The 22,999-nt window shown below is 61.7% G+C and carries 24 protein-coding genes; 12 read left to right on the forward strand and 12 right to left on the reverse strand.

Annotation, left to right across the window (positions count from 1 at the left end):
• Positions 1-165: 165 nt before the first annotated feature.
• Genes lepB through era form a run of 3 tightly spaced genes read left to right on the forward strand, consistent with a single transcriptional unit; the run spans position 166 to position 2,542 of the window.
• Positions 166-975 (forward strand): signal peptidase I, encoded by an 810-nt coding sequence (gene lepB, locus GC121_RS12855; RefSeq protein ID WP_151974958.1) that lies wholly within the window; start codon positions 166-168, stop codon positions 973-975.
• On the forward strand, positions 972-1,643 hold the full coding sequence (gene rnc / locus GC121_RS12860) for a ribonuclease III (RefSeq protein ID WP_151974960.1): 672 nt from the start codon (positions 972-974) through the stop codon (positions 1,641-1,643). The genes lepB and rnc overlap by 4 nt, the downstream gene beginning before the upstream one ends.
• On the forward strand, positions 1,640-2,542 hold the full coding sequence (gene era, locus GC121_RS12865; protein WP_151974962.1) for a GTPase Era: 903 nt from the start codon (positions 1,640-1,642) through the stop codon (positions 2,540-2,542). The genes rnc and era overlap by 4 nt, the downstream gene beginning before the upstream one ends.
• 10 nt (positions 2,543-2,552) lie before the next feature.
• Here the strand turns inward: era and GC121_RS15880 are convergent, their stop codons facing one another.
• From GC121_RS15880 to plsY, 6 genes are all read right to left on the reverse strand, one after another.
• A complete protein-coding gene (locus GC121_RS15880) occupies positions 2,553-3,203 on the reverse strand; it encodes a response regulator (RefSeq protein ID WP_339390192.1) in 651 nt (216 codons plus the stop codon).
• 19 nt (positions 3,204-3,222) lie between these two features.
• Positions 3,223-3,462, reverse strand: a complete 240-nt coding sequence (locus GC121_RS12875; RefSeq protein WP_234421248.1) for a hypothetical protein — start codon at positions 3,460-3,462, stop codon at positions 3,223-3,225.
• A gap of 75 nt (positions 3,463-3,537) precedes the next feature.
• A complete protein-coding gene (gene topA / locus GC121_RS12880; protein WP_151974964.1) occupies positions 3,538-6,090 on the reverse strand; it encodes a type I DNA topoisomerase in 2,553 nt (850 codons plus the stop codon).
• Positions 6,091-6,164: 74 nt separating this feature from the next.
• A complete protein-coding gene (locus GC121_RS12885; RefSeq protein WP_151974966.1) occupies positions 6,165-6,869 on the reverse strand; it encodes a hypothetical protein in 705 nt (234 codons plus the stop codon).
• An 18-nt stretch (positions 6,870-6,887) separates the two neighbouring features.
• Positions 6,888-7,997, reverse strand: coding sequence for a DNA-processing protein DprA (gene dprA / locus GC121_RS12890; protein WP_234421250.1), 1,110 nt, complete (start codon positions 7,995-7,997; stop codon positions 6,888-6,890).
• Complete coding sequence (gene plsY / locus GC121_RS12895) at positions 7,994-8,605, reverse strand: glycerol-3-phosphate 1-O-acyltransferase PlsY (RefSeq protein WP_151974970.1); 612 nt, start codon at positions 8,603-8,605, stop codon at positions 7,994-7,996. Before plsY ends, dprA begins: the two co-directional genes overlap by 4 nt.
• Positions 8,606-8,721: 116 nt before the next feature.
• Here plsY and murI point away from each other — a divergent pair, with 116 nt between their 5' ends.
• The 4 genes from murI (at position 8,722) to GC121_RS12915 (ending at position 13,671) form a co-directional block, all read left to right on the forward strand.
• The gene (gene murI / locus GC121_RS12900) at positions 8,722-9,510 is read left to right on the forward strand and encodes a glutamate racemase (RefSeq protein WP_151974972.1); all 789 of its coding nucleotides are present in this window, start codon (positions 8,722-8,724) and stop codon (positions 9,508-9,510) included.
• A gap of 141 nt (positions 9,511-9,651) precedes the next feature.
• On the forward strand, positions 9,652-10,872 hold the full coding sequence (gene hemA / locus GC121_RS12905) for a 5-aminolevulinate synthase (RefSeq protein WP_151975740.1): 1,221 nt from the start codon (positions 9,652-9,654) through the stop codon (positions 10,870-10,872).
• A 2-nt stretch (positions 10,873-10,874) separates the two neighbouring features.
• Positions 10,875-11,297 (forward strand): hypothetical protein, encoded by a 423-nt coding sequence (locus tag GC121_RS12910; protein WP_151974974.1) that lies wholly within the window; start codon positions 10,875-10,877, stop codon positions 11,295-11,297.
• Between the two features lie 235 nt (positions 11,298-11,532).
• On the forward strand, positions 11,533-13,671 hold the full coding sequence (locus GC121_RS12915) for a bifunctional diguanylate cyclase/phosphodiesterase (protein WP_234421252.1): 2,139 nt from the start codon (positions 11,533-11,535) through the stop codon (positions 13,669-13,671).
• Positions 13,672-13,691: 20 nt separating this feature from the next.
• On the opposite strand, the gene GC121_RS12920 is transcribed toward GC121_RS12915, so the two are convergent.
• Together GC121_RS12920 and GC121_RS12925 are read right to left on the reverse strand one after the other, a co-directional pair.
• A complete protein-coding gene (locus GC121_RS12920; protein WP_151974978.1) occupies positions 13,692-14,897 on the reverse strand; it encodes a type III PLP-dependent enzyme in 1,206 nt (401 codons plus the stop codon).
• Positions 14,898-15,044: 147 nt separating this feature from the next.
• Entirely contained in the window at positions 15,045-15,596 is a 552-nt protein-coding gene (locus GC121_RS12925; RefSeq protein ID WP_151974980.1) for a LemA family protein, read from the reverse strand.
• Between the two features lie 73 nt (positions 15,597-15,669).
• On the opposite strand from GC121_RS12925, the gene GC121_RS12930 reads away from it, so the two are divergent.
• Complete coding sequence (locus tag GC121_RS12930) at positions 15,670-16,623, forward strand: DUF3137 domain-containing protein (protein ID WP_151974982.1); 954 nt, start codon at positions 15,670-15,672, stop codon at positions 16,621-16,623.
• Here the strand turns inward: GC121_RS12930 and GC121_RS12935 are convergent.
• The 3 genes from GC121_RS12935 to GC121_RS12945 are packed head-to-tail and all read right to left on the reverse strand — an operon-like array spanning position 16,620 to position 18,875.
• Positions 16,620-17,117 carry an N-acetyltransferase gene (locus GC121_RS12935; protein ID WP_199857857.1) on the reverse strand — a complete coding sequence of 166 codons (498 nt, stop codon included), beginning with the start codon at positions 17,115-17,117 and terminating at the stop codon, positions 16,620-16,622. The two genes, GC121_RS12930 and GC121_RS12935, sit on opposite strands and share 4 nt — an antisense overlap.
• Positions 17,114-17,809 carry a hypothetical protein gene (locus GC121_RS12940; RefSeq protein ID WP_151974986.1) on the reverse strand — a complete coding sequence of 232 codons (696 nt, stop codon included), beginning with the start codon at positions 17,807-17,809 and terminating at the stop codon, positions 17,114-17,116. Before GC121_RS12940 ends, GC121_RS12935 begins: the two co-directional genes overlap by 4 nt.
• 7 nt (positions 17,810-17,816) lie before the next feature.
• On the reverse strand, positions 17,817-18,875 hold the full coding sequence (locus GC121_RS12945; protein WP_151974988.1) for a deoxyhypusine synthase: 1,059 nt from the start codon (positions 18,873-18,875) through the stop codon (positions 17,817-17,819).
• 262 nt (positions 18,876-19,137) lie between these two features.
• Here GC121_RS12945 and GC121_RS12950 point away from each other — a divergent pair, with 262 nt between their 5' ends.
• The 4 genes from GC121_RS12950 to GC121_RS12965 all read left to right on the forward strand — a co-directional run bounded on the left by GC121_RS12950 (position 19,138) and on the right by GC121_RS12965 (position 21,561).
• Positions 19,138-20,109: a threonine/serine dehydratase gene (locus tag GC121_RS12950; RefSeq protein ID WP_151974990.1), complete on the forward strand. Its 972-nt coding sequence runs from the start codon at positions 19,138-19,140 to the stop codon at positions 20,107-20,109.
• Between the two features lie 65 nt (positions 20,110-20,174).
• On the forward strand, positions 20,175-20,618 hold the full coding sequence (locus GC121_RS12955; RefSeq protein ID WP_151974992.1) for an MAPEG family protein: 444 nt from the start codon (positions 20,175-20,177) through the stop codon (positions 20,616-20,618).
• Complete coding sequence (locus GC121_RS12960; protein ID WP_151974994.1) at positions 20,618-21,037, forward strand: MAPEG family protein; 420 nt, start codon at positions 20,618-20,620, stop codon at positions 21,035-21,037. Before GC121_RS12955 ends, GC121_RS12960 begins: the two co-directional genes overlap by 1 nt.
• 86 nt (positions 21,038-21,123) lie before the next feature.
• Positions 21,124-21,561, forward strand: a complete 438-nt coding sequence (locus GC121_RS12965; RefSeq protein WP_151974996.1) for a PleD family two-component system response regulator — start codon at positions 21,124-21,126, stop codon at positions 21,559-21,561.
• Between the two features lie 26 nt (positions 21,562-21,587).
• On the opposite strand, the gene GC121_RS12970 is transcribed toward GC121_RS12965, so the two are convergent.
• Positions 21,588-22,988: a trehalose-6-phosphate synthase gene (locus GC121_RS12970; RefSeq protein WP_151974998.1), complete on the reverse strand. Its 1,401-nt coding sequence runs from the start codon at positions 22,986-22,988 to the stop codon at positions 21,588-21,590.
• Positions 22,989-22,999 lie beyond the last annotated feature (11 nt).

Raw genomic sequence — 22,999 nt, forward strand, 5'->3', positions numbered from 1 at the left:
AACGCTCCCAAAGCGCTGCCCGCGTGCAGGCCGCAGTTTTTGCTCCAGGACTGTGTAACAGGTGTAACAGGTTCGTTGGATTTGCCCCCGGAAGTGGCGGGAATCGGCGGGCGCGCCGATGCAAATGCTTGACCTTCGCCGCGCTCCGCAACAAGGGTTACGCCCATGTCTGAAGAGCATATCCGAGAGATCGAAGAGCCCGCTGGCGCAGCGCCGGCCAAAGCCGCCAAGCCGGAAGCGAAGGAAGACGACTGGAAGAGCTTCGGCTGGTTCCTCGTCAAGCTGGTGATCGTGGTGCTGATCTTCCGCACCTTCGCCTTCACCAGCTTCAACATCCCCTCGCAAAGCATGATGCCGCGCCTGCTGGTGGGTGACCATCTGTTCGCGCAGAAGTGGAGCTACGGCTATTCGCGCGCCGCGCTGCCGCTCGATCCCGAGGCGGGCGACTGGCACCTGTTCCAGACGCTGCCCGAACGCGGCGATGTGGTGATCTTCAAGCACCCTATTGACCGCAGCGACTACATCAAGCGCGTAATCGGCCTGCCGGGCGACACGGTGCAAATGGTCGAAGGCGTGCTGCATATCAACGATGTGCCGGTGGAGATGGAACAGGTCGAAGACTTCGTCATTCCACTGGCCACCGGCGATGATTGCCGCGGAACCCGCATCTCGACCGAAGACGGCCCTGTTTGCAGCAATCCGCAGTATCGCGAGACGCTCCCCAACGGTGTCACCTACAACATCCTCGATCTGGGTGTGACCCCGCAGGACAATACCGCGCCGTTCATCGTGGGCGAAGGCCAGCTGTTCCTGATGGGCGACAACCGCGACAACTCGCTCGACAGCCGCTTCCCTGCCGAAGCGCAGCGCGGGATCGGCTTGGTGCCGGTCGAGAACCTCGTCGGCGAAGCAAGCTTCATGTACTGGTCGTGGGGCGGCGGTGTGCGTTGGAGCCGGATGTTCAAAGGCATATGAGCGGGCTCGATCCAGCCACGCGGGGCTGGCTTGAAGCCCACGGCTTTGCCGTTGGTAACGAGGCGCTGTGGGCCGAGGCACTCACCCATGGCAGCACCGGTGCCAAGCGCGATTACCAGCGGCTGGAGTTTCTGGGCGACCGCGTGCTCGGCCTCACCATCGCGCACTGGCTCTACGCCGATAGCGCGAGCGACGAAGGCCGCATGGCGCAGCGGCTGAACGCGCTGGTGGCCAAAGGCGCCTGTGCGGATCGCGCGCGCGAGCTTGGCGTCGCGCAGCACCTGCTGATGGGCAAGCAGGCCCGCGAAGACGGCGCACAGGACAGCGACAATGTGCTGGGCGACATCATGGAATCGCTGCTCGGCGCGAGTTTCATCGAAAGCGGCTTCGACGCGACCGAAGCGCTGATCTGCCGCTTTTGGGGCGAGGCGGTCGATGGCAAAACCGGCCAGTCCAAACATCCCAAATCCGCCTTGCAGGAATGGGCCGCCGGCAACCAGCGCCGCCCGCCCGAATACGAAGTGACCAGCATTGACGGCCCTGACCACGCCCGCCGCTTCACCGTGCGCGTGCGCGTCCACAAGGTCGGCGAGGTAGAGGCGATGGCCAGCGGCAAACGCGATGCGGAAACCGAGGCGGCGCGACTGTTTATGGAGAAATTCGGGTGACCACTTCTGAGACCAAATGCGGCCTCATCGCCGTGATCGGCGCGCCCAATGCGGGCAAATCCACGCTGGTGAACCAGTTGGTCGGCCAGAAGGTCGCGATCACCTCCGCCAAGGCGCAGACGACCCGCGCGCGCCTGCTCGGCATTGCGCTGCACGATGCAACGCAGATCCTGCTGGTCGATACACCCGGCATTTTCGAGCCGAAGCGCCGCCTCGACCGCGCAATGGTCAGCGCCGCGTGGGAAGGCACAACGGCGGCGGACGCGGTGCTGCTGGTGGTCGATCCGGTGAAGCAACGGCGGCACGAACTGATGCCGTTGCTGGAAGGGCTGAAGGATCGCACGGAGCGCAAGATCCTCGTCCTTAACAAGGTCGATGTGAGCAAGAAGGAACCGCTGCTCGAACTGGCGCAGGAGTTGACCGCGCTGGCCGATTTCTCGGAAGTCTACTTCGTTTCCGCTTTGACGGGCGACGGGGTGCCGGAACTGAAGGATCACCTCGCCGCGCTGATGCCCGAAGGCCCGTGGCACTATCCCGAAGATCAGGTGTCCGATGCGTCGGAACGCCTGCTCGCCGCCGAAGTGACCCGCGAACAGCTCTACCGGCAACTCCACGAGGAGCTACCCTACGATGCCGCCGTGCGCCCCGAAAGCTACGAACAGCGGCCCGATGGCTCGGTCGAAATCCGCCAACAAATCGTGATTGCGCGCGACAGCCAGAAGCCGATCGTGCTCGGCAAACAGGGTCGACGGATCAAGGAAATCGGCGAGGCGGCGCGCAACGAACTCGCGGGAATCCTGGGCGTCAAAGTCCACCTGTTCCTCCACGTCAAAGTGGACGAACGCTGGGCCGAAAGCCGCGAGATTTATGAAGAAATCGGGCTGGATTGGGTGCGTTAGAGCGCGCGCCTCAACCCGCCATCACCTTCACCAGTTTCGCCTTCAACGCCTCTTCGGTGAAGGGCTTGACGATGTAGTCGTCCGCACCCGCGCCGATGCCGGTGTGGATGTCCTTCGCCTCGCCCTTGGAGGTGCAGAACACCACGGTCGGGCGCTTCGTTGTCGGCAAGGCCCGCAAGGCGCGGACGAATTCGGGGCCGCTCATCACCGGCATTTGCCAGTCGGTCACCACCAGATCGGGCATCGCCTTCTCGCAGCGGAGCAGTGCCTCGCGGCCATCCTCAGCCTCGATCACGATATAGCCCAGTTCGGCCGCGATCTTGCCCGCCAGCTTGCGCACCACGCGGCTGTCATCAACCACGAGGCAGGTCTTGCCCTGCCTGCCCGCAGGCACAGCGCCGCGTGCCGCCATCGCCTGCTGCACAATCGCATCGGTCGCATCGACATCGGCGAGCACCTCCACCACCTGTTCGAGATCGCCTTCCTGATCGGGCGCGAGTTCGGTCAGTTCGAGCGGTTCCTCCTCGGCGACAAAGTCTTCCGGATCGGCCACGCCGGGAGCCTTACGCGCATCGGCAAGCCGTTCGGCCAGCGTGCGCTTGTCCTTCAGCAGGCCCTCGCCCGCGCGCATCCCGGTTTGGCGCTTGATCAGATGTTGCATCGTGTGATCCCTCTGACCATCAATAGCCGCTGGATGCCGCCATCAGCGGCGCCGTCGCCACTGCCGCGCGGACATGGATATAGGGCACCCAGACGTCGCCAAACGCAGCCTTCTGGTACCAGACATCGAGTACGTCGTAGGTCTCCCACAAACCGCTCTTGTCCTGCAACCGCAGCCCCTCGCCAATGCGCGGCACCGAGGCAAAGCGCAGCCGCTGCTGCGTCTGGTCGGTTTCGTTCTGGATTTCGATCTCGATCACACGGCACGCCCCTGATGTCGGGGTCACGGCCTAATGATGATTGGTTGACGAATTGCGAACGGCCTTGCGTGTGCCCTATTTCGCGGCTTCCTTCTTCTTGGCGGGTGCCTTCTTCTTGGCAGCAGCTTTCTTCGCCGGAGCCTTTTTCCGTCCGCCCTTCTTCGCAGGCGCTTTCGCGGCCTTTTCGGCAATCAGCACCAGCGCCTCTTCCAGTGTCAGCGCGTCCTTGTCCTTATCCTTGGGCAGCGTCGCGTTGACGGTTCCGTCGGTCACATAGGCGCCGTAGCGGCCATCCATCAGCTTGATGTCATTGCCTGCTTCGGTCTGGCCGAGAACCTTCAACGGCTCGCGGCTGCTTGCCCCTCGCCCCCCGCGATTGGCGGCTTCGGCGAGCAGAGTGACAGCGGCATTCATCCCGGTTTCGAACACATCGCGGGTGCTGGAGAGCTTGGCATATTTGCCATCGTGCCGCAGATACGGCCCGTAACGCCCGATCGCCGCTTCGATTTCCAAGCCCGTTTCGGGATGCGCGCCGATGATGCGCGGAAGGTCGAGCAGCTTCACCGCCCATTCGAGGCCGAAATCGTCCAGATCCTTGGGGATGGAGGCGCGCTTGGCTTCCTTGCCCTCGCCCATTTCCACATAGGGCCCGAACCGGCCCGATTTGCGCGAGATCGCCTGGCCCGTCTCGGGATGCTCTCCAATCACGCCATCGTCCGAACCGTCTTCCCCGCCGGGCTGGCCGAATTTGCGGCGGAAGGTGCATTCGGGATAGTTGACGCAGGCGACAAACGCGCCGAACCGCCCGCCGCGCAGATGCAGTTCACCGCCATTGCGGCCTTGTTCGGCGCAGAGCGGGCACCAGCGCGGATCGTGGCCATCCTCGCGCGGTGGGAAGAGGAAGTCAGCGAGGAATTCGTCGAGCACTTCGGTCACTTCCGAAGGCTTCTGCTCCATCACCTCGTCGCTTTTGGGTTTGAAGTCCTTCCAGAAACTTTCGAGCAATGCCTTGTATTCCGCGCGCCCGCCAGAAACCTCGTCCAGCTCGTCTTCGAGGCTGGCGGTGAAATCATAGGCGACATAGGTGGGGAAGAATCGCTCGAGAAACGCTGTGAGGAGCCGCCCCGAATCCTCTGCAAAAAAGCGGTTTTTCTCCATCCGCACATAGTCCCGGTCGCGCAGTGTCTGGATGGTGGAGGCATAGGTGGAAGGCCGCCCGATGCCGAGTTCCTCCAACCGCTTCACCAGCGATGCTTCGGAGAAGCGCGGTGGCGGCTGGGTGAAGTGCTGGGTCGCCTCCACAGCCTTCTTCGCAGGCGCATCGCCCTTGCGCATCACGGGGAGGAGATTGTCGTCATCCTCGTCCGATTTTTCGTCGAAACTCTCGGAGTAAACCGCCAGAAATCCGGGGAATTTCACCACCTGGCCAGTCGCGCGCAGTTCGTGTTGACCGGTCGGATCGCGCAGTGTGACCGTGGTGCGCTCCAATTGCGCGGTCGCCATCTGGCTGGCCATGGCGCGCTTAAAAATCAGGTCATAGAGCTTCGCCTCATCCCCCGATCCGGCGCGATCCTTGCGGAAATCGGTCGGGCGAATGGCTTCGTGCGCTTCCTGTGCGTTCTTCGCCTTGGTCTGGTAAAAGCGCGGCTTTTCCGGGCGATAGTCTTCGGAGAACCGTTCCGCGATAGCATCGCGCGCAGCGAGAATGGCGCTCATATCCATCTGCACGCCGTCGGTCCGCATATAGGTGATCGCGCCCGCTTCATACAGCGATTGCGCACAGCGCATCGTGTGGCTGGCGGAGAATCCGAGTTTGCGCGCGGCCTCTTGCTGCAGGGTCGAGGTTGTAAAGGGCGGTGCGGGATTGCGCTTCAGCGGCTTGGTCTCGACCTCTTCGACGGTGAAGCGCCCTTGCTCCACCGCAGCCTTGGCTGCATCGGCACTGCCCTTGTCGCCTAGCGAGAGCTTCTCCAGTCTCTTCCCATCGAACCGCACAAGCCTCGCATCAAATTCGGTGCCGTCATGCGCCATCTTCGCCACGACCGACCAATATTCTTCGGCCCGGAACAGCTCGATCTCGCGCTCCCGCTCGCAGATCAGCCGCAACGCGACCGATTGCACCCGGCCCGCCGACTTGGCCCCCGGCAGCTTGCGCCACAGCACGGGGGAGAGCGTGAAGCCAAACAGGTAATCGAGCGCGCGGCGGCCGAGATAGGCGTCGATCAGATCCTGATCGAGCTGGCGCGGCTTTTTCATCGCCTCGGTCACCGCCGCTTTGGTGATGGCGTTGAACGTCACGCGCTCCACCTCGGCAGGCAAGGCCTTGCGCTTCTTGAGCAAGTCCATCACGTGCCAGCTGATCGCCTCCCCTTCGCGGTCAGGGTCGGTGGCGAGGATCAGACGGTCAGCTTTTTTCGCGGCATCCGAAATCGCCTTGACCTGCGCCTTGTTGCGGGCGTCGGCATAGACTTCCCAGTCCATCGCGAAATCCTCGTCCGGGCGCACGCTGCCATCCTTGGGCGGCAGATCGCGGACGTGGCCGTAGGATGCGAGGACCTTGTAGTCCTTGCCCAGATACTTCTCGATGGTTTTCGCCTTCGCGGGCGATTCGACGATGACTAATTGCATGATGGTGTGGACCGGCCCTTACACGTGTACGTACGCGCGAGGGTTGGGACGCGCGGCGGATTCGTCAAGCGGGTTTAGTCAAACACCTGTGACAACGTCTCGCTTCGCCCATGCAACCGGTCGTACAAGAAAACGCCCATAGCGATTGTCAGAACCGTACCGATATTGCTGACAAGGTTCTCAAAGAAAATCGAGACCAAACCAAATCCGGTTATGTTCAACACCAATCCAAGCACGACAATGATCGCCACACCAGTGAGATAAGCCAATACAACAGGCGTCGTATTGCCGCTCACCATGTCCCAGCTGTCTCCCATTGACTCGATCGTGCCCCGCTTGTTGGCGATCAAGAATGCAGGCGCAGCCGCCCAACGAGCACCGAAAATGAGACCCGGGATGACCAGCAGCATGAACCCGAGCCCGGTTCCGATGCCGATCAGAATAGCCTGCGCAACATAGCGGAAAAAACGCCGCTCGCTGTCGGGCGGGTAATAGCCGGCACGCCGCAGAAGCAACTCCCACAACAGATAGCTGGCGACAATTGCGACGATCAGGAGCGCGATACCGGCAATACCGGCGCTTATCCCGAATGCCGTCAGAACGAAGGAAGGTATTTCGAAACCCGCGATGTCGCCATCGCCCAGAAAGAAAAAGCCGCCCTGCAGCGCCGTTCCCAGAACTGTTAGCGTCAACACGAAGACGACGAGCATCTGCATATTTTCCTGAACCTTGGCGATTGTCCCTTCGACAACCTCCCGCACTGTCAGTTCGTTTTCCATCTTCATCCCCTGTTTCACTTACGTAGTGAGGCTTACCTTGCCACCTGCGTGCCTTTCAAGTCGTCCCGCAATCTCCAGTTCCAGCAGCGCCATCTGCACCGCACCCGCGCTTGCGCCTGACTGGCGGATCAACTCATCGACCGACACGGGCGCGAGGGTCAGCATATCGGCGATGGCGCGGGTTTCGGCCTCGCTAGGTTCTTCCAGCGGCGCGAAATCGGCCGGAGTCACCGGATCGCGGAAGCTGGAGCGCGGCACGCCGTCGAAGCCGGTCAGCAGTTCGATCACATCCTCCGGCTCTTGCACCAGCACCGCGCCTTCGCGGATCAGGTGGTTGCAGCCGTGGCTGCGCGCTTCCAGCGGGCTGCCGGGGATCGCCATCACCTCGCGCCCCGCCTCTGCCGCCAAACGCGCTGTGATGAGTGAGCCCGACTTCACCGCCGCCTCCACCACCACCGTGCCGATGGCGAGTCCTGCAATGATGCGGTTGCGCTTCGGGAAATGTTGCCCGCGTGGTTCGGTACCTGGAGGCTCCTCGGCGATCAGCAGGCCTTCGCTGGCGATCTGCTCCTGCAATTTGGCGTGTTGCGGCGGGTAGGCAATGTCGATCCCGCTGGCGATGACGCCGATGGTCGAAGGCATTGCGCCCTCATGGCTCGCCCCGTCGATCCCCCTCGCCAGACCGGAGACGACGACAAACCCCGCTTCCGACAACTTGCGGGCAAAGTCGCGCGACAGCTTGACCGCCGCTGCCGAGGCATTGCGCGCGCCGACCATGGCGACGCAAGGCTGGCTCGCCAGTTCGATCCGACCGCGCATGGTGATGATCGGCGGCGCGTTTTCCATCTCGGCCAACAGCGCGGGATAGTCGGGCATATCGTGGAACAGATAGCGCGCACCCGCCTTGCGCGCCTCGGCAATCTCGCGCTCGATCCGGTCGCGAGCGGCGGGGGTGTAATTGCGCTTCGCCCCGCGCGCGGCGAGGTCGGGCAGAGCCTCCAGCGCCTCCGCCGCTGTGCCGAAGCGCGACAGCAACTGCGAATAACTTACCGGCCCGATATTGGCCGAGCGCAGCAGGCGAATGCGCGCAAACGCCTCGTCCTGGCTGAGCTTGGGCGCGTCGGTCACTTCTTGCTGCCGACCTTGGGCTCCTCGCCCTTCAATAGCCGCGCGATATTGGCGCGGTGGAGCCAGATGATAAGCAGCGCGATCACTGCCAGCACCGGCACGAAAGGTTCAAACCCCAGCACCACGGCGGCAATTGCCGCCGCCACGACCGCGCTCATCCCCGCCACCGAACTGATGCGTCCGATAGCCAGCACGGCGATCCACACCACCGCATAGGCGAGCCCGATTGGCCACGCGAGGCCGAACGCCACGCCCGCATTGGTCGCCACGCCCTTCCCACCTTTGAAGCCGAGCCAGACGGGGAAGCAATGCCCCAGTACCGCGCCAAGCGCGGCCCATGGCACCGGCCCCCAAGCGGCATTCGGCATCACCGAAGCGACGCCGTACCACTGCGTCACCAGCAGCACCGGCACCAGCCCCTTGGCCAGATCGAGCAGCAGAGTGGCCACCGCCAGTCCCTTGCTGCCGGTGCGCAGCACATTGGTTGCGCCGATATTGCCCGATCCGGTCTTGCGGATATCGCCCTTGCCCGTCGCCAGCGCCAGAATCAGGCCAAAGGGTATCGAGCCGCACAGATATCCGATTGCGAAACCGATGATATTTTCCACGATCAACCCTTGTGCCACCTGCAAGTGCTTGCTGAATCCCCGCGCTTGCTCCTAAAGCGCGTTAAACCGCAAATGCTCGCCTTCGACAAGCGAAGGGTGGCGCGAAAGAAACGGATTTGGACGCGAAATCTCCCATCTTGCTGTTCGATAGCGGCCTTGGCGGCTTGACCGTGCTGCGGGCGCTGCGCGCGGCTTTGCCCGATGCGCCGGTGATCTACGCCGCCGACACCGCCGGCCTGCCCTATGGCGAAAAAACCGAGGCGGAAATTGCCGCGCGGGTGGCCGGGCTGCTCGGGAGGATGAGCGAGCGGTATGCGCCGCGCCTCATCTGCATTGCCTGCAACACCGCCAGCACGATTGCGCTCGGCATGGTGCGCGATGTGCTGAACGTGCCGATTGTGGGCACTGTGCCAGCGATCAAGCCTGCGGCGGCGCTCACCAAATCGGGTACGATCGGCCTGCTCGGCACTGCGGCAACGATCCGGCAACGCTATGTCGACGATCTGGAAGCGCAATTCGCCTCCGACAAGCGGCTGATCCGTTACGCCGCCCCCGGTCTGGTCGGCGCGGCTGAAGCAAAGCTGCGCGGCGGCACGCCCGATCCCGCGATCATCGCCAGCGCCGTGGCCGGTTTGCGCGAACAGGCGGGCGGAGATGCCATCGACACAGTGGTGCTCGCCTGCACGCATTTCCCGCTGCTGGAGGACGAATTGCGCGCGGCAATGGGCGGCGCGGTGACCTTTATTGACGGCGCGGATGGCATTGCCCGGCGCATAGTTTCGCTCACGCAGAACGAGGCGTTCGATCATTCGGCGGGCAGCTTCGCGGTCACCACCGCCACCCCCGATTCCGCGATTTACGCCGCATTCGCGCCCTTCGGCATCACCCGTGTGGAGCAATTCTGATACGGATTTTCGGGCAGGTCAGGCGCGCTTTTGCCTGCGCCGAGAAGTAGTTGCGAACGCCTCGCAAACTTCGTGCTTCAATCTGCGGCAAACCTTCCCTAAATCGCCACAATTCTGAAACCCGCTTCCGGGGTGCGTGCCGTGAATTACGATCAGGTTTTCGACCAGGCCATTGACCGCCTTCATACCGAAGGCCGCTACCGCGTGTTTATCGACATTCTGCGCAACAAGGGCGCGTTTCCCAATGCGCGCTGCTTTGCCGGGCATAACGGGCCGAAGCCGATCACCGTTTGGTGTTCCAACGATTACCTCGCCATGGGCCAGCATCCCAAAGTGATCGCCGCGATGGAAGAGGCGCTGCACGATGTTGGCGCGGGCTCGGGCGGCACGCGCAATATCGGCGGCAACACCCATTACCATGTGGAGCTGGAGAACGAGCTGGCGCAGCTGCACGGCAAGGAAGCCGCGCTGCTGTTCACCAGCGGCTATGTCTCGAATGACGCGACGCTTTCGACGCTGGCCAAGCTGCTGCCCGGCTGCGTCATTTTCTCTGACGAACTGAACCACGCCAGCATGATCGCGGGCATCCGCAATTCAGGCTGCGAGAAGAGGGTTTTCCGGCATAACGACTTGCAGCATCTCGAAGAGTTGCTGGCGGCCGAAGATGCGAACACGCCGAAAGTCATCGCCTTCGAAAGCGTCTACTCGATGGACGGCGATGTCGCGCCAATCCACGCGATTTGCGATCTGGCGGAGAAATACAACGCCCTCACCTATATCGACGAAGTCCACGCGGTCGGGATGTATGGAGAGCATGGCGGCGGCATTTCGGAGCGGGACGAGGCGGCGCACCGGATCGACCTCATCGAGGGCACGCTGGGCAAGGCCTTCGGCGTGATGGGCGGCTATGTCGCGTCGAGCCAGAAGATCATCGACTGCATCCGTTCCTACGCCCCCGGTTTTATCTTCACGACATCTCTCAGCCCTGCGCTGGTGGCAGGTGTTTTGGCGTCAGTGCGGCATCTGAAGGCAAGCAGTGTGGAACGCGATGCGCAGCAGGCCAATGCCGCGACACTCAAGCGCCTGTTCCGCGAGGCTGGCCTGCCGGTGATGGACAGCACCACGCACATCGTCCCGCTGATGGTGGGTGATCCGGTGCGCGCCAAGCAGATCAGCGACATCCTGCTCGCCGAATACGGTGTGTATGTGCAGCCGATCAACTTCCCCACCGTTCCGCGCGGCACCGAACGCCTGCGCTTCACGCCCGGCCCGATGCATTCCGAAGCGATGATGGCCGAATTGACCGGCGCGCTAATCGAGATTTGGGATAGGCTCGCGCTAGAATTGCGCAAAGCCGCGTAATAGTGACTTCCTTGGTCGCTTCCCCTGCTAGGCACGCCACAGTATTTGTCACGCTTGCCTTTCTATTGCTCTTCATAATCGATATTTTCGTTTGGCAATCGCATCCGTTTGGGATTTTGGGAGGTAAAGCAGCGGGATCAGCGCTTGATCCTTTTTTGCTACTTTCCGCATTGCTTATCGGTGGATTGTTGGGATCCGATTGGAGATCTCTGGTCGCTGCGGGATTTGCTGCGGCTGGATTAGAATGGCTTACAGTTATGAGGGGTACACGCGAGTTTTTCGGTCGTGAGAATGATTTTCAGCTCGAAAGTGTTTTGGCCAAGCTCCTCGCCATCTGCTTCATCATTAGTCTTGTTGCAATGTTGAAGTACGTCGCAAGAATGAACGCTAAACCGGAACCTGAACAAACGCGTGAAGAGCAATAGGGTCTTCGTAGTCGTTTAACCTCATTCGATATGACTGCCACTGCTCCCAAAAGCGTAGCAGCGCTCCATCCAGTATCACCAAGATGTTAGCCGCTTGGTAACCACATATCTGGCATAGCCTTGCTGTTCCGCCCCGCCTTTCCGGCGCGGCGCACAATGTGGGTACGTAATGGCAGTTGGTGGACTTCTTAGGGGTTTTGGCGGCGGGTCGGTTTCCGCTCGTCCCGCATCGCGCGTGATCTCGGCCGATGATACGGCGGCGCGGATCAAAGTCCTCGATGATTACGAGCGCACCGGCATCGCCTGGATCTGGGCAACCGACGCCGAAGATCGCCTGATCTACCTCTCCCCCAGCGCGGACGAGCATCTGGAAGAAGGCCTTGCCAGCCTGCTCGACAAGCCGCTGACCGAGCTGTTCGAAATCGATCCCGACAATTCTGACCGTTCGGACCGCCCGCTGCAATTCCAGCTCAAGTCGCGCAAGAAGATCACCGACCTGCCGGTGCGCCCCATCCGGCAGCCGGGTGCGCCGACGCCCAAGGAAAGCTGGTGGGCCCTGTCTGGCCATCCGCTGTTCGATGCGGAGGGCAAGTTCCAAGGTTATCGCGGCAGCACCAAGGATATCACGCAAGCCTACGAACGGGCGCGCGAGGATTCGCGGCTGGCCGAATATGATTCGCTCACCGGCCTTGCCAATCGCCACCGGATGAACCGCAAGCTGGAAAGCACGCTCGCCGCCTACAAGCGCGAGAAGCGATCCTGCGCCCTGCTGATGCTCGATCTCGACAAGTTCAAGCAGGTGAACGACACGATGGGCCACCAAGCCGGTGACGATCTGCTGCGGCAGGTTGCCGAGCGCCTGATGGCGGTCGTTCCAAGTGGATGCGAAGTCGGGCGGCTGGGCGGCGACGAGTTCCAGATTGTTATGCCCGACGAGGATGATCGCGGCAAATTGGGCGATCTGGCTGAAAAGATCATCCAGATGCTCACCTCGCCCTATCAGCTGGACGGCAAGCGGGCGATCATCGGGGCGTCGGTGGGCATTTCCATCGCCCCCTATGACGGGCTGGAAGCCGAGGAAATCATCCACGGCGCCGACTTGGCGCTTTACGCCGCCAAGAACAGCGGGCGCGGCACCTATCGTTTCTACTCAGCCGACCTCAAAGACGTAGAGCAGGAACGGCAGGAGCTGCTGGATGATCTGCGCGAGGCGCTGGCGACCGAGCAGCTGGCGCTCCATTACCAGCCCGTCGTGCGCACCAGCGACAACGCCGTGGTCGGATTCGAAGCGCTGATGCGCTGGGAGCATCCCGAACGCGGCAATGTCAGCCCCGGGGTCTTCATTCCGGCGGCGGAGGAGAGCGATCTCATTAACCAGCTCGGCCAATGGGCGCTGCGCCGCGCCTGTGAGGATGCGCTGCAATGGCCGGAGAATGTGCGGATCGCGGTCAATGTCTCGGCGCGGCAATTCACCAACAAGGGCTTCCCAGCGGTGGTGACGCAGGCGCTCGCCGAAACGGGTCTTGCGCCCGACCGGCTGGAGCTGGAGCTGACCGAGACGGTCTTCATGGGCGACAGCGAGGCCACCGACCAGACCTTCAAGACGCTGAAGGCGCTGGGCGTCCGCTTGGCGCTCGACGATTTCGGCACCGGCTATTCCTCGCTCAGCTACCTGCGCAACGCGCCGTTCGACAAGCTGAAAGTCGACAAGAGCTTTGTCGACAGCTGCACCCAGAAGAACGAGAACAGCGCGAAGATCATCACCGCGATTATCGGTCTGTCCGAAGCGCTGGGCATGGATGTCACGGTGGAAGGCGTCGAGGCTTTCGACCAATTCAAGCTGGTGACGGCAAAGGGCGCGAAATATATCCAGGGGTGGATTTACTCCAAGGCCCGCCCGCAAAGCGACATCCTCGAAATCATCGCCAATGGCGGCTACAAGATCGAACCGAGCGGCCCGGAAACCTACCGGCCCGAACGCCGCTCCGTCTTCCGCCGCATTGGTGTGATCCATGAGGACAACCGCTACAACGCCGTGATGCGCGATCTTTCGCAAACCGGCTCGCGGATCGAAGGACTGGTCGGCGTGCCGGTGGGTACCGGGCTGGTGCTCGATCTTGGCGGCGGGCAATTGGCGGTGTGCACCGTGCGCCGTTCGCAGGATGCCATCATCGGGGTAGAGTTTGAAACGCCGTTGGTCAGCGACGGCGCAGGAGGCCTTGTCACACGGCACCGCGTGTCGCCCTATGCGCTGGCCGCCGCAGGGATGCCGCTTGCCGCGCTGCCGCCGGGCAATTACCCGTCACAGATGATGGGAGACGGCCCGAAATCCGCGCCGCAATTCCTCGAAGTGCAGGTGGCGCGCGGAAGTTAACCCCCGCGCACGCCAAGCTCTTAGCGAAGGCTCACCACATTGTCGCTTTCGCGCGGATCGGCGCGGTCGCCGCGATAGAGGCTGGCCATCGGCTCATCCATCACAATCGCGCCTTCCACGGCACCGAAGCCGTTGAAATCGGTCTTCATCGCCGCGCCATAGGCACCCAGCATCCCGATCTCGATATAGTCCCCCGCCTGTATATCTTCGGGCAACAAGAACGGGCCGGCCATATAGTCGGCGTCGTCGCAAGTCGGGCCATAGAAGGCAAATTCACCGAGCGGCTTGATGAGATCATCCTCCAGCGCGCGCACGGGGAAGCGCCACGCCACGTGAGCCGCATCGAACAGCGCGCCATAGGCACCGTCATTTATATAGAGCTCGTTCTCGCGGCGCTTTTCAACGCGCACGATGATCGACGAATATTCGGCGCAGAGCGCACGGCCCGGTTCAGCCCAAAGTTCTGCCGAATAGGAAATCGGCAGGGCTTCGAAATGGCGGTGGATCATGGCGAAGTAATCTTCGAGGGGCGGCGGCTCCATGCCCGGATATTCACTCGGGAACCCGCCGCCCACATCGATGATGTCCACAGTGACGGCGGCTTCGGCGATGGCTGCGCGCACCCGCTCTAGCGCCTGCACATAAGCAAATGGCGTCATCGCCTGACTGCCGACATGGAAACAGATGCCCAGCGCGTCGCAATGCTGGCGGGTCGCCTGCAACAGCGGCGCGGCATCGATCAGATCGACGCCGAACTTGGCCGCGAGCGAAAGCTCCGAATGTTCGGAGGAAACCCGCAGGCGCACCAGCAATTGCAGATCGCTCGCTTCAACGCCGTCATCATCAGTCGTCGCGGTAACGATCTTTTGCAGCTCGTCCAGCGTATCAAGGCTGAAAGTGCGCACGCCATGCGTGAAATAGGCCTCGCGAATGGCGCGCGGCGTCTTCACCGGATGCATGAAGCACAGCTTTGCTTGCGGAAGCAGGCCGCGCACCAGACGCACTTCACCGATGGAAGCGACATCGTAATGCGTCACGCCATTGTCCCACAGCACGCGCAGCAAATCGGGCGAGGGATTCGCCTTCACCGCATACATCGAGGTGCCCGGAAACTTCTCGACAAAGAAGCGCGCAGCGCGCGCCGCCGCGTGGGGGCGCGTGAGGATTACAGGTTCGTCCGGCTCAAGCGCCGAAACTACAGCCTTTGCGTCTGGAAACTGGTGCAATTCAAGGGACCCCCTAAGGCGTTAAACCATTAGCGTTAAAGCTGGCTGCCTTGCGGAGGGTGTCCCATGGGGCAGCGGAAGCGCGGAAATAAAGCGCCCCCGCTTAATTGCAAGTGAATTCGCGTCGATTCCTACGCAGACTTTCGGTCAGGAGAAGTCCACATTGGGTACCTGGTCGACCACGCCCTTCTCGCTGTCGTCGAGCCGGTGAAAATCGGCCTGCTGAAAGCCCAGCGTGCCGGCAAACAGCACCGCAGGAAAGCTTTCCCGCCCGGTATTGTAGCGCGATACCGCCGCGTTGAGCGCACGGCGCGCTGCCGCCAGCTTGTCTTCGACATTGGCCAGCTCGCGCTGCAATTCCTGAAAATTGGTGTTCGCCTTCAGATCGGGATAGGCCTCGCCCAGCGCCAGCACCTTGTCGAGCGCGATCCGCAACGTCGCCTCGTCCTGCGAATTGACCGAACCGCTCGCCGCCTTGTTGCGCGCCGCGATCACCGCTTCCAGCGTATCCGCTTCATGGCTGGCATAGCCTTTCACGGTGTTCACCAGATTGGGGATGAGATCATGCCGCTGGCGCAATTGCGCGTCGATATCGGCCACCCCCTGATTGACGTTCTGCCGCAAGCCGACAAGCCGGTTGTAAATGCCGATGACGACGACGACCAGCACGATGACGATGCCGATAAGGATAAATTCCATGATTGCGTTCCTGCCCTTCCCCTGTGAGCCCCTTGTGTGCCATCAAAGCGCCATGGGGAAAAGGGGGTAAGCGATGATTGAACGTCCTGATGTGGACACACTGCTGGCCGGGCCACTGGGAGCGTGGCTGCGCGAGCAGGAGAATGTGCGCGAAGACGCGAAGAAAACGATGCGCAGCCGGCGCTTCACAGTGCTGGTCGTGCTCTTGCCGCTGGCAGCCTTCGTGCTGATCGCGTTCAGTTTTGATCTCGCGCCCGTCATTTGGGGCACGTTTGTGTTGGGCGCGCTCGGCTTCGGCTGGGCCTATATGCCGGTCATGAACGCGGTCAAAGCGGTGAAAGTGGGCATCAATGATGCCATCGCCGATGCCCTTGGCCTCAGCTACAGCCATGATTGCGAGCCCGGAATGCCGTTCGAGCTGGCGAAGGCGTGCAAGGTGCTGCCCAGTCACGACCGCGCCCATTTCGAAGACGAGTGGCGCGGCCATTTCGGAAGCATCCCGTTCAGCGTGCACGAGGCCAAGCTGGAGGAGAGGCGCGGCTCCGGCAAAAATACCCGCTGGGTCACCGTCTTCCACGGACTGGTGATGAGCATCGGCTATTCCAAGCGCTTTCTCGGCACGACCATTCTGGTGAAAGACAACGCCTATCGCAAATTCTGGGGCGGCAAGTCGGACAGCGTCAAAGTGAACGGCATGCAACTCGACTATGCCGATATGACGCATCCCGATTTCGAGGACCGCTTCGACATCTACACCAGCGATCAGGTGGAAGCGCGCGATCTGATCGACCCGCTTTATGTCGAGCGGCTGATCGCGGTCGAAAAGAGCTATCACGGCGACGATGTGGCGACGATCTTCCACGAGGGCAGCCTCGTCGTCACGCTCAAAACCGGCAATATGTTCGAGAGCGGGAGCATCGAGGCGAGCGACGACCGCACGAAAATCGAACAGACGGTAGACCAGTTCATGCGCTTGTCCGACCTCGCCAAAGAGCTCAACAGCCGCGAGGCGCGCACGGGTGTTTAGGTAGTCAGCCGACGCCCGAACACGCTGGAAAGTTTGGCAAAGCCGTTCTTCTCGAAGAAGCGGTGTGCGTCCTCGTTGTGCAGCCCGCTTTCGAGGAACACCCAGTCGATGCCGCGCGCTGCGATGCGTTCCATCGCTCGCTCGAGCAACTGCCTGCCGATGCCCCCAGAGCGCGCCTGCGGGTCAACCGCCATGTCCTCGATCACCGCGAAGCTGCGATGTTCGCCGTGCTCGAAGGCGACGATCAGCATTCCGCATACCGCCCCGCCCACGCCGCGCGCAACCAACATATCGCGATCACCCGGATCGGCGAAATCGGCGGCGTAGCGTTCCTCCAGATCGGGAATCCAGCTTACGCCGTCATCGCTAAGGCCCGTCTGGATTTCGCCATGGCTGATATAACTCGCCTGCGCACCGATCACGCGGGCAGCAAAGGCGGCCGCGTCCGGGATGTCTTCCGGCGCGTTCCAGCGGACGGCGGGGCTACCGGTCATCGCTTTGCGGCCTTTCGCGGCACCATCACCAGCGTGCCATGCTCCTTCGCAGGCCATTCGGGCACTTGCTCGATTCCGTCGAGCCAGCCCGCCACAGCCTTGCACCCGCCGAGCAGGTGGCAGGCCGCATGGTAGAACTGGCGGCGGCGTTCATCAGGGTCTTTGTGGTCGGCATAAATCTGCACCCCGATGTCGAACAGGTTGCGCACATCGGGCGTGTAATTCTCGCGCATTTCGGTGACCCACAATTCGCGGAAATACCACTGGTCGAGCACCTCGTGGAACCACGCGACCCAGCTCGCATAGACCGCTTCGTCAATCACACCATTGCGGCGGAAGTTCGAGCAGACTTCGAACAGGTTAAGGCATTGAAAGTAGTATTGCCGCGCAATCTCGGCATTCTGCCGGTCATGCTTGGGCAGCCGGGCTGGCTTGGTGCTTGCTTCATAAGGCCGCATCGCCTCGGCATTCAGCGCGGCGTAGCGAAACGCCTCGGACGAATGCACCTCCAGTTGAAGATAGGCGGTCGACTTTTCCACCCGGTCATCACGGGCAGAAACGTGCCGTTCCAGCTTCATCTGCTGGCGGCTGACCCACCAGCTGTAAGCGGCGGCGATGACGGAGATTACCAGAGCGACAAGCGCGAGAAGGTTCTCGGTTGCCTGGCTTTCCATCGTCATCGCCACCAACATTGCAGAATTACTCGCCCGCGAAGAGCTTTGCCCAACGGCGCTTCTCGCGGGTCTTCCAGTGGCCGCGGTGATAGGCGTCGGATGCCAGCAGCGGCATCACGCTGCCCGCCTCGGCAAACACCATCTGCTCGATCGCGGTGGAGACCTTGCCCCAGCTTGCCGCTTCTTGCAGCGTGGAGGACGAACACGCGCCGTCGCGCACGTCGGCAACCGTGATCTGCACCGCGTATTTGTGCACCGACACGTCTTCGTGACCGAGGATTTCGGCGCACACCACAGTGTCCTGGATGAAGTTCTTGGGTACCCCGCCGCCGATCATCAGCAGGCCGGATTCGCCGCCCTTGATCTTGATGTCGGTCAGTTCGCGGAAATCCGCCACCGCGTCGATCATCATGTATGGCTCGCCCTTGGCCATCTGGTCAACCTGGTGCTTCACCAGGCCGAAACCGGCGGACGAGTCCACGAAAGCCGGGCAGAAGATCGGCACGTCATGCTCGTAAGCCAGCTTGACGAGGCTGTTATCCTTCTTGCCATGCTCGACCAGATACTTTCCCATCTCGCGGATGAAAGCGCGGCTCGAATAGGGCCCGGGCGGCAGGCTGTTGGCGATGGCGTTGATGGTGAAGTCGCAATCCTGCAACTGCTCTTCATCGATATAGGTATCGTAGATACGGTCGATATAGAGGCTGCGCAGCGTGTCATCATCCGGCACTTCAAGTGCTTGATAATGCTTGTGACCAAGCCCTTCGAAGAAGTCCATGTCCACAATCGTCGCGCCCGTTGCCACGACGCAATCGACCATGTTGGAACGGATCAGCTCTGCATACAGATCCATGCAGCCGCCCGCGCTGGTGGAGCCTGCGATGACGAGGAAGATCGTGCAATCCTTGTCGGCCAGCATCTGGTTGTAAATCTCGGTCGCGCGGCCGAGATCGCGGCTGGTGAAGCTCATCTTCTTCATCGAATCTACGATCGGACGGGCATCGAAGCTGGTGATGTCGATATGTTCGACCTGCGCGCTCAGCAGTTCCTTCTTGCGCGTATCGTTGATGGGCTTGTCACTCATGTTGTCATCGACTCCTGTCCGGTTTGCCCGCTGAACGGGCCGCATGGCTCCCCCGTTCCCCAAAACGCCGCAAAAGGGAAGAGGGAACGGCGAACCTGTTACACCTGTTACACGGTCCAGAGGCAAAAAACGCCAACCGCATCCCACCACCCGCAATCCCGCTTCCAGCGCGGGATAGAGGCCAAAATTCGGGGGAGATTCGCATAGCCGGATCATCCAGCATCTTTCCAATTCTGTAGGAAAGCGGCAGACCATCGTGACGATGGAAACAGACACCAGAAAACCCACTCGCGAAGGCGTGCTCCGCGCTGCTGCCAATATCGCCGCCCACTTCCCGCCGACCCCGCTGCTGCCGTTCGAGGCGGGCGGGCATACCGTCTGGGCGAAGGCCGATTGCCTGCAACCGATGGGCGCGTTTAAAATCCGCGGCGCGTGGCACCGGCTGACCGAGATGTCCGCAGAGGAACGCGCGCGCGGGGTTGTCGCGGTGTCCAGCGGCAATCATGCGCAGGGCATCGCGCTCGCCGCACGGATGCTGGGCGTCGAAGCGACTATCGTCATGCCGCAGGATGCCCCGCGCGTGAAGCTGGAGCGCACTGCCGCCTATGGCGCGCGCGTCGTCACCTATGATCGCATGACCGAAAACCGGGAGGAGATCGCCAAGGCCATCGCGGCGGAAAAGGGCGCGACCTATGCCCATGCCTATGGCGATCCGTGGGTGATCGAGGGGCAAGGCAGTGCGGGTATAGAAATTGCCGCACAAATGCAGGCACAAACGGGCCGCGAGGTCTCTCGCATCGTCGTGTGCTGCGGCGGCGGCGGCCTCACCGCAGGCCTCGCCCTCGCCTGCCCCGATGCGAGCATCGTGCCCTGCGAACCCGAAGGGTGGGACGATGTGTGCCGCAGCCTCGAAAGCGGCGAAATCCAGAGCGTGGGCGCTAACCCTCCGCCGACCGCCTGCGACGCGATCCAGACCTTCGCCACGTTCCCGATCAACTTCGCGGTGATGAAGGAGCGCTGCCGCGAATGGGCGCGCGTTTCGGAAAAGGACATCCGCGACGCGCAACGCTTTGCCTTTGCGCATTTGCGGCTCGTCCTCGAACCCGGCGGCGCAGCGGCGCTAGCAGCGGTGCTGGCGGGCAAAGTCACGCTGGATGACAGCACGGCGGTGATGCTGACCGGCGGCAATACCGACGCCGCCGCCTTCGCAAAGGTGCTGGCGAACGCTGATTAGGTTGCAATTGACAATCTAATTGAGTGCAGTAACTCTTGCTGCGTCTTTCGGGGAGAGTTCACACCATGAATACCGCCATTCTTGCACCCGCCGCCGCGCTTATCCTGTGGTCGATCATCATGCTGTTCTGGATGGCGTTCACGCGCTTTCCGGCGATGAAAGCGATGCGCGAGGCGCGCGGCTCCACCGGCGCAGTCAGCACAAGCAAGCCGGGCGGACGCGGGCAGGATCTCGAAGGCTTGGTTCCCGACAATGTGAACTGGAAGTCGCACAATTACACCCATTTGATGGAGCAGCCGACGCTGTTCTACGCGGTGGTCGTGATCCTCGCGATGGTCGGGCCGACGCAGGATATGGTGATCGCCGCATGGCTCTACACCGCCCTGCGTATCGCACATTCGCTGTGGCAGGCGCTGGTGAACACGATCCCGGTGCGCTTCATGCTGTTCCTGCTGAGCACATTCGCGCTCACCTATCTCGCCATCCGCGCGCTGATGGCGACGCTCTGATGGATATTCTGCAACCACTGATTGCGCTGGCCGCATGGACGATGGTGATGTGGCTGTGGATGTATACGACGCGGCTCCCCGCAATGTCCGCCGCAAAGGTCGATCCGGACAGTCTGGCGCGCGATCCCGATGCCTCCCTCGATCGCACCCTGCCCCCGCACATCCAGTGGAAAGCACATAATTACAACCATCTGCATGAAGCGCCGACGGTGTTTTATGCGGTGGCGCTGACGCTGGCATTGCTCGAAGCAGGTAACGGCCTCGCCGCCTTGCTGGGCTGGGCCTATGTTGCGCTGCGGGTGGTGCATTCGCTGGTGCAGGCAACGATCAACCGCGTGGTGATCCGCTTTGCTTTGTTTGCGGCATCCTCGCTGGTGCTCATCGCGCTGGTCGTGCTCGCCGCGTTTGCCGCATTCTAGGGATTAGTGCGCAGGGCCCGCTTCAGCCGCCCTGCACCACCCTCGTTTACCACAGCCATGCCCCCGGCAAAGAAGGAGCATGGGCGATGGCATATATCCTGATTGTCGATGACGACGACATTGTGGCCGAACACGCGGCCAATATCCTCACCAATGCCGGCCATGGCTGCGGCTGGGTGAACAGTACCAAGGCGGCGGCGGAATTGCTGGTGAAGCGCAAGCCCGACCTGATCCTGCTCGACCAGAATATGCCGCGCGAGAATGGCAGCGCGCTGCTGCGCCGCCTGCGCAATTCCCCGCGGCTTTACGATATTCCGGTCATCATGCTGACCGCGGTGACGGCCATCCGCGAAGAACAGATCGCCTATTACCACGGCGCGCAGGATTATATCCGCAAGCCCTTCAGCGAGAAGATGCTGCTGTTCCGCGTGCGCCAGATGCTGAAAGCGCGGCAGATCGGCGCGACGCAGCGGCATCTCAAGCATATGCCCGCCAGCACGCCGCCTGCGATACGAATGATCTGACGCAAATAGGCGCGGCAAACCGGCCGTCAGGCAGCGACGCCCGCCAGATCGGCGATAAAGCTCGCCGTCCATTCGTGCACATTCTCTTCGCGCACGGTGACGATCATTTTGTGATACCGGCTCTTGCGTTCTTCCAGTGGCATATCCAGTGCCACGCGGATCGCATGCGCCATCTCATCCGCGCTGTAGGGATTAACGAGTACCGCGCCCTCGCCATGGCAATCGAGTTGCTCCGCCGCCCCGGCAAAGCGCGAAAGGATCAACACGCCGGGATTTTCCGGGTCCTGCGCAGCCACATATTCCTTGGCCACAAGGTTCATGCCATCGCGCAAGGGGGTCACCACGCCGATTCTCGCGGCCCGATAAAAGCCGATCAGCTCTTCCTGGCTGTAGCCCTTGTTGACATAGCGGACGGGCACAAGGTCAACTTCGCTGCACGCACCATTGATTTGCCCTGCCTTCTGTTCCAGCAGCGCGCGTATATCCTTGTAGCTGCCGATATCCTCGCGGCTGGGCGGTGCAATCTGGATAAAGACGAGATCGCGCACCCGCTCGGGATAGCGATCAAAGAAGCGGCTGATACCGTCGAGCCGCTCGGGCAGGCCCTTGGAATAGTCGAGCCGGTCGACGCCGATCATTGCGCTGCGGTTACGGGTGGAGGACAAAAGCCGCTCCTCCGCCTGCGCCGCCGCATCGGTCTTGCCCATTACGGTGAAGTAGTCGAAATCAATTCCAATAGGATAAGCGCGAGCAATCGTGGTTTTGCCATCCAGTGTGATGGCGCCGGTTTCGGTGTCGACATCCGCTCCCAGTTCTTTGCCGCAATAATGTAGGAAACTTTCCAGCCAGACAGCGGTCTGGAAACCGAGCAGATCGTAATGCAGCATCGCCCGCACCAGACGTTCATGATAAGGCAGCGAGACGAAGAGGTTGGCTGGCGGCCACGGGGTGTGCAGGAAGAACCCCATCTTGTTGCTGACGCCCATAGAGCGCAGGCGTTCACCGAGCGGCAGCAAGTGGTAATCATGCACCCACACGCTGTCATCATGCTCGATCAGAGGTAATACGCTTTCTGCAAAACGCTCATTAACCCGTTCGTATCCCTTTCCAAATTCGCGCTCGTATTTGGTGAGATCGATGCGGTAATGGAACAGCGGCCACAGTGTCGAATTGGCGTAGCCGTTGTAATATTCCTCGATATCCTGCGGTTCGAGATCGATCGTGGCGGTGGTAACCCCGTCCGCCGAACGGACATAATTGATGCTACCGCTGAAATCCGGCGTTTCCTGTCCCGACCATCCGAACCAGATGCCGCCATTGGCCTTCAGCGCCGCATTCAGCGCCCCCGCCAATCCGCCCTGCGCACCCGCCACCCCGCGCGCCTTGGGTACGGCAACGCGGTTCGAGATGACGACAAGTCTTGGCACCGGGTCCCCTT

It is taken from the genome of Erythrobacter sp. EC-HK427 (assembly GCF_902498745.1).
In the GTDB taxonomy this organism is placed as follows: Bacteria; Pseudomonadota; Alphaproteobacteria; order Sphingomonadales; family Sphingomonadaceae; genus Alteraurantiacibacter.

What these genes read in the sequence shown, in the direction of transcription:
- GC121_RS12945 (WP_151974988.1), bottom strand. Translation starts at nt 18,875, where the DNA reads ATGAGTGACAAGCCCATCAACGATACGCGCAAGAAGGAACTGCTGAGC.
- GC121_RS12965 (WP_151974996.1), top strand. Translation starts at nt 21,124, where the DNA reads ATGGCATATATCCTGATTGTCGATGACGACGACATTGTGGCCGAACAC.
- GC121_RS12935 (WP_199857857.1), bottom strand. Translation starts at nt 17,117, where the DNA reads ATGACCGGTAGCCCCGCCGTCCGCTGGAACGCGCCGGAAGACATCCCG.
- GC121_RS12930 (WP_151974982.1), top strand. Translation starts at nt 15,670, where the DNA reads ATGATTGAACGTCCTGATGTGGACACACTGCTGGCCGGGCCACTGGGA.
- GC121_RS12960 (WP_151974994.1), top strand. Translation starts at nt 20,618, where the DNA reads ATGGATATTCTGCAACCACTGATTGCGCTGGCCGCATGGACGATGGTG.
- rnc (WP_151974960.1), top strand. Translation starts at nt 972, where the DNA reads ATGAGCGGGCTCGATCCAGCCACGCGGGGCTGGCTTGAAGCCCACGGC.
- GC121_RS12955 (WP_151974992.1), top strand. Translation starts at nt 20,175, where the DNA reads ATGAATACCGCCATTCTTGCACCCGCCGCCGCGCTTATCCTGTGGTCG.
- topA (WP_151974964.1), bottom strand. Translation starts at nt 6,090, where the DNA reads ATGCAATTAGTCATCGTCGAATCGCCCGCGAAGGCGAAAACCATCGAG.
- GC121_RS12950 (WP_151974990.1), top strand. Translation starts at nt 19,138, where the DNA reads ATGGAAACAGACACCAGAAAACCCACTCGCGAAGGCGTGCTCCGCGCT.
- GC121_RS12925 (WP_151974980.1), bottom strand. Translation starts at nt 15,596, where the DNA reads ATGGAATTTATCCTTATCGGCATCGTCATCGTGCTGGTCGTCGTCGTC.
- GC121_RS12940 (WP_151974986.1), bottom strand. Translation starts at nt 17,809, where the DNA reads ATGTTGGTGGCGATGACGATGGAAAGCCAGGCAACCGAGAACCTTCTC.
- lepB (WP_151974958.1), top strand. Translation starts at nt 166, where the DNA reads ATGTCTGAAGAGCATATCCGAGAGATCGAAGAGCCCGCTGGCGCAGCG.
- GC121_RS12885 (WP_151974966.1), bottom strand. Translation starts at nt 6,869, where the DNA reads ATGGAAAACGAACTGACAGTGCGGGAGGTTGTCGAAGGGACAATCGCC.
- GC121_RS15880 (WP_339390192.1), bottom strand. Translation starts at nt 3,203, where the DNA reads ATGCAACATCTGATCAAGCGCCAAACCGGGATGCGCGCGGGCGAGGGC.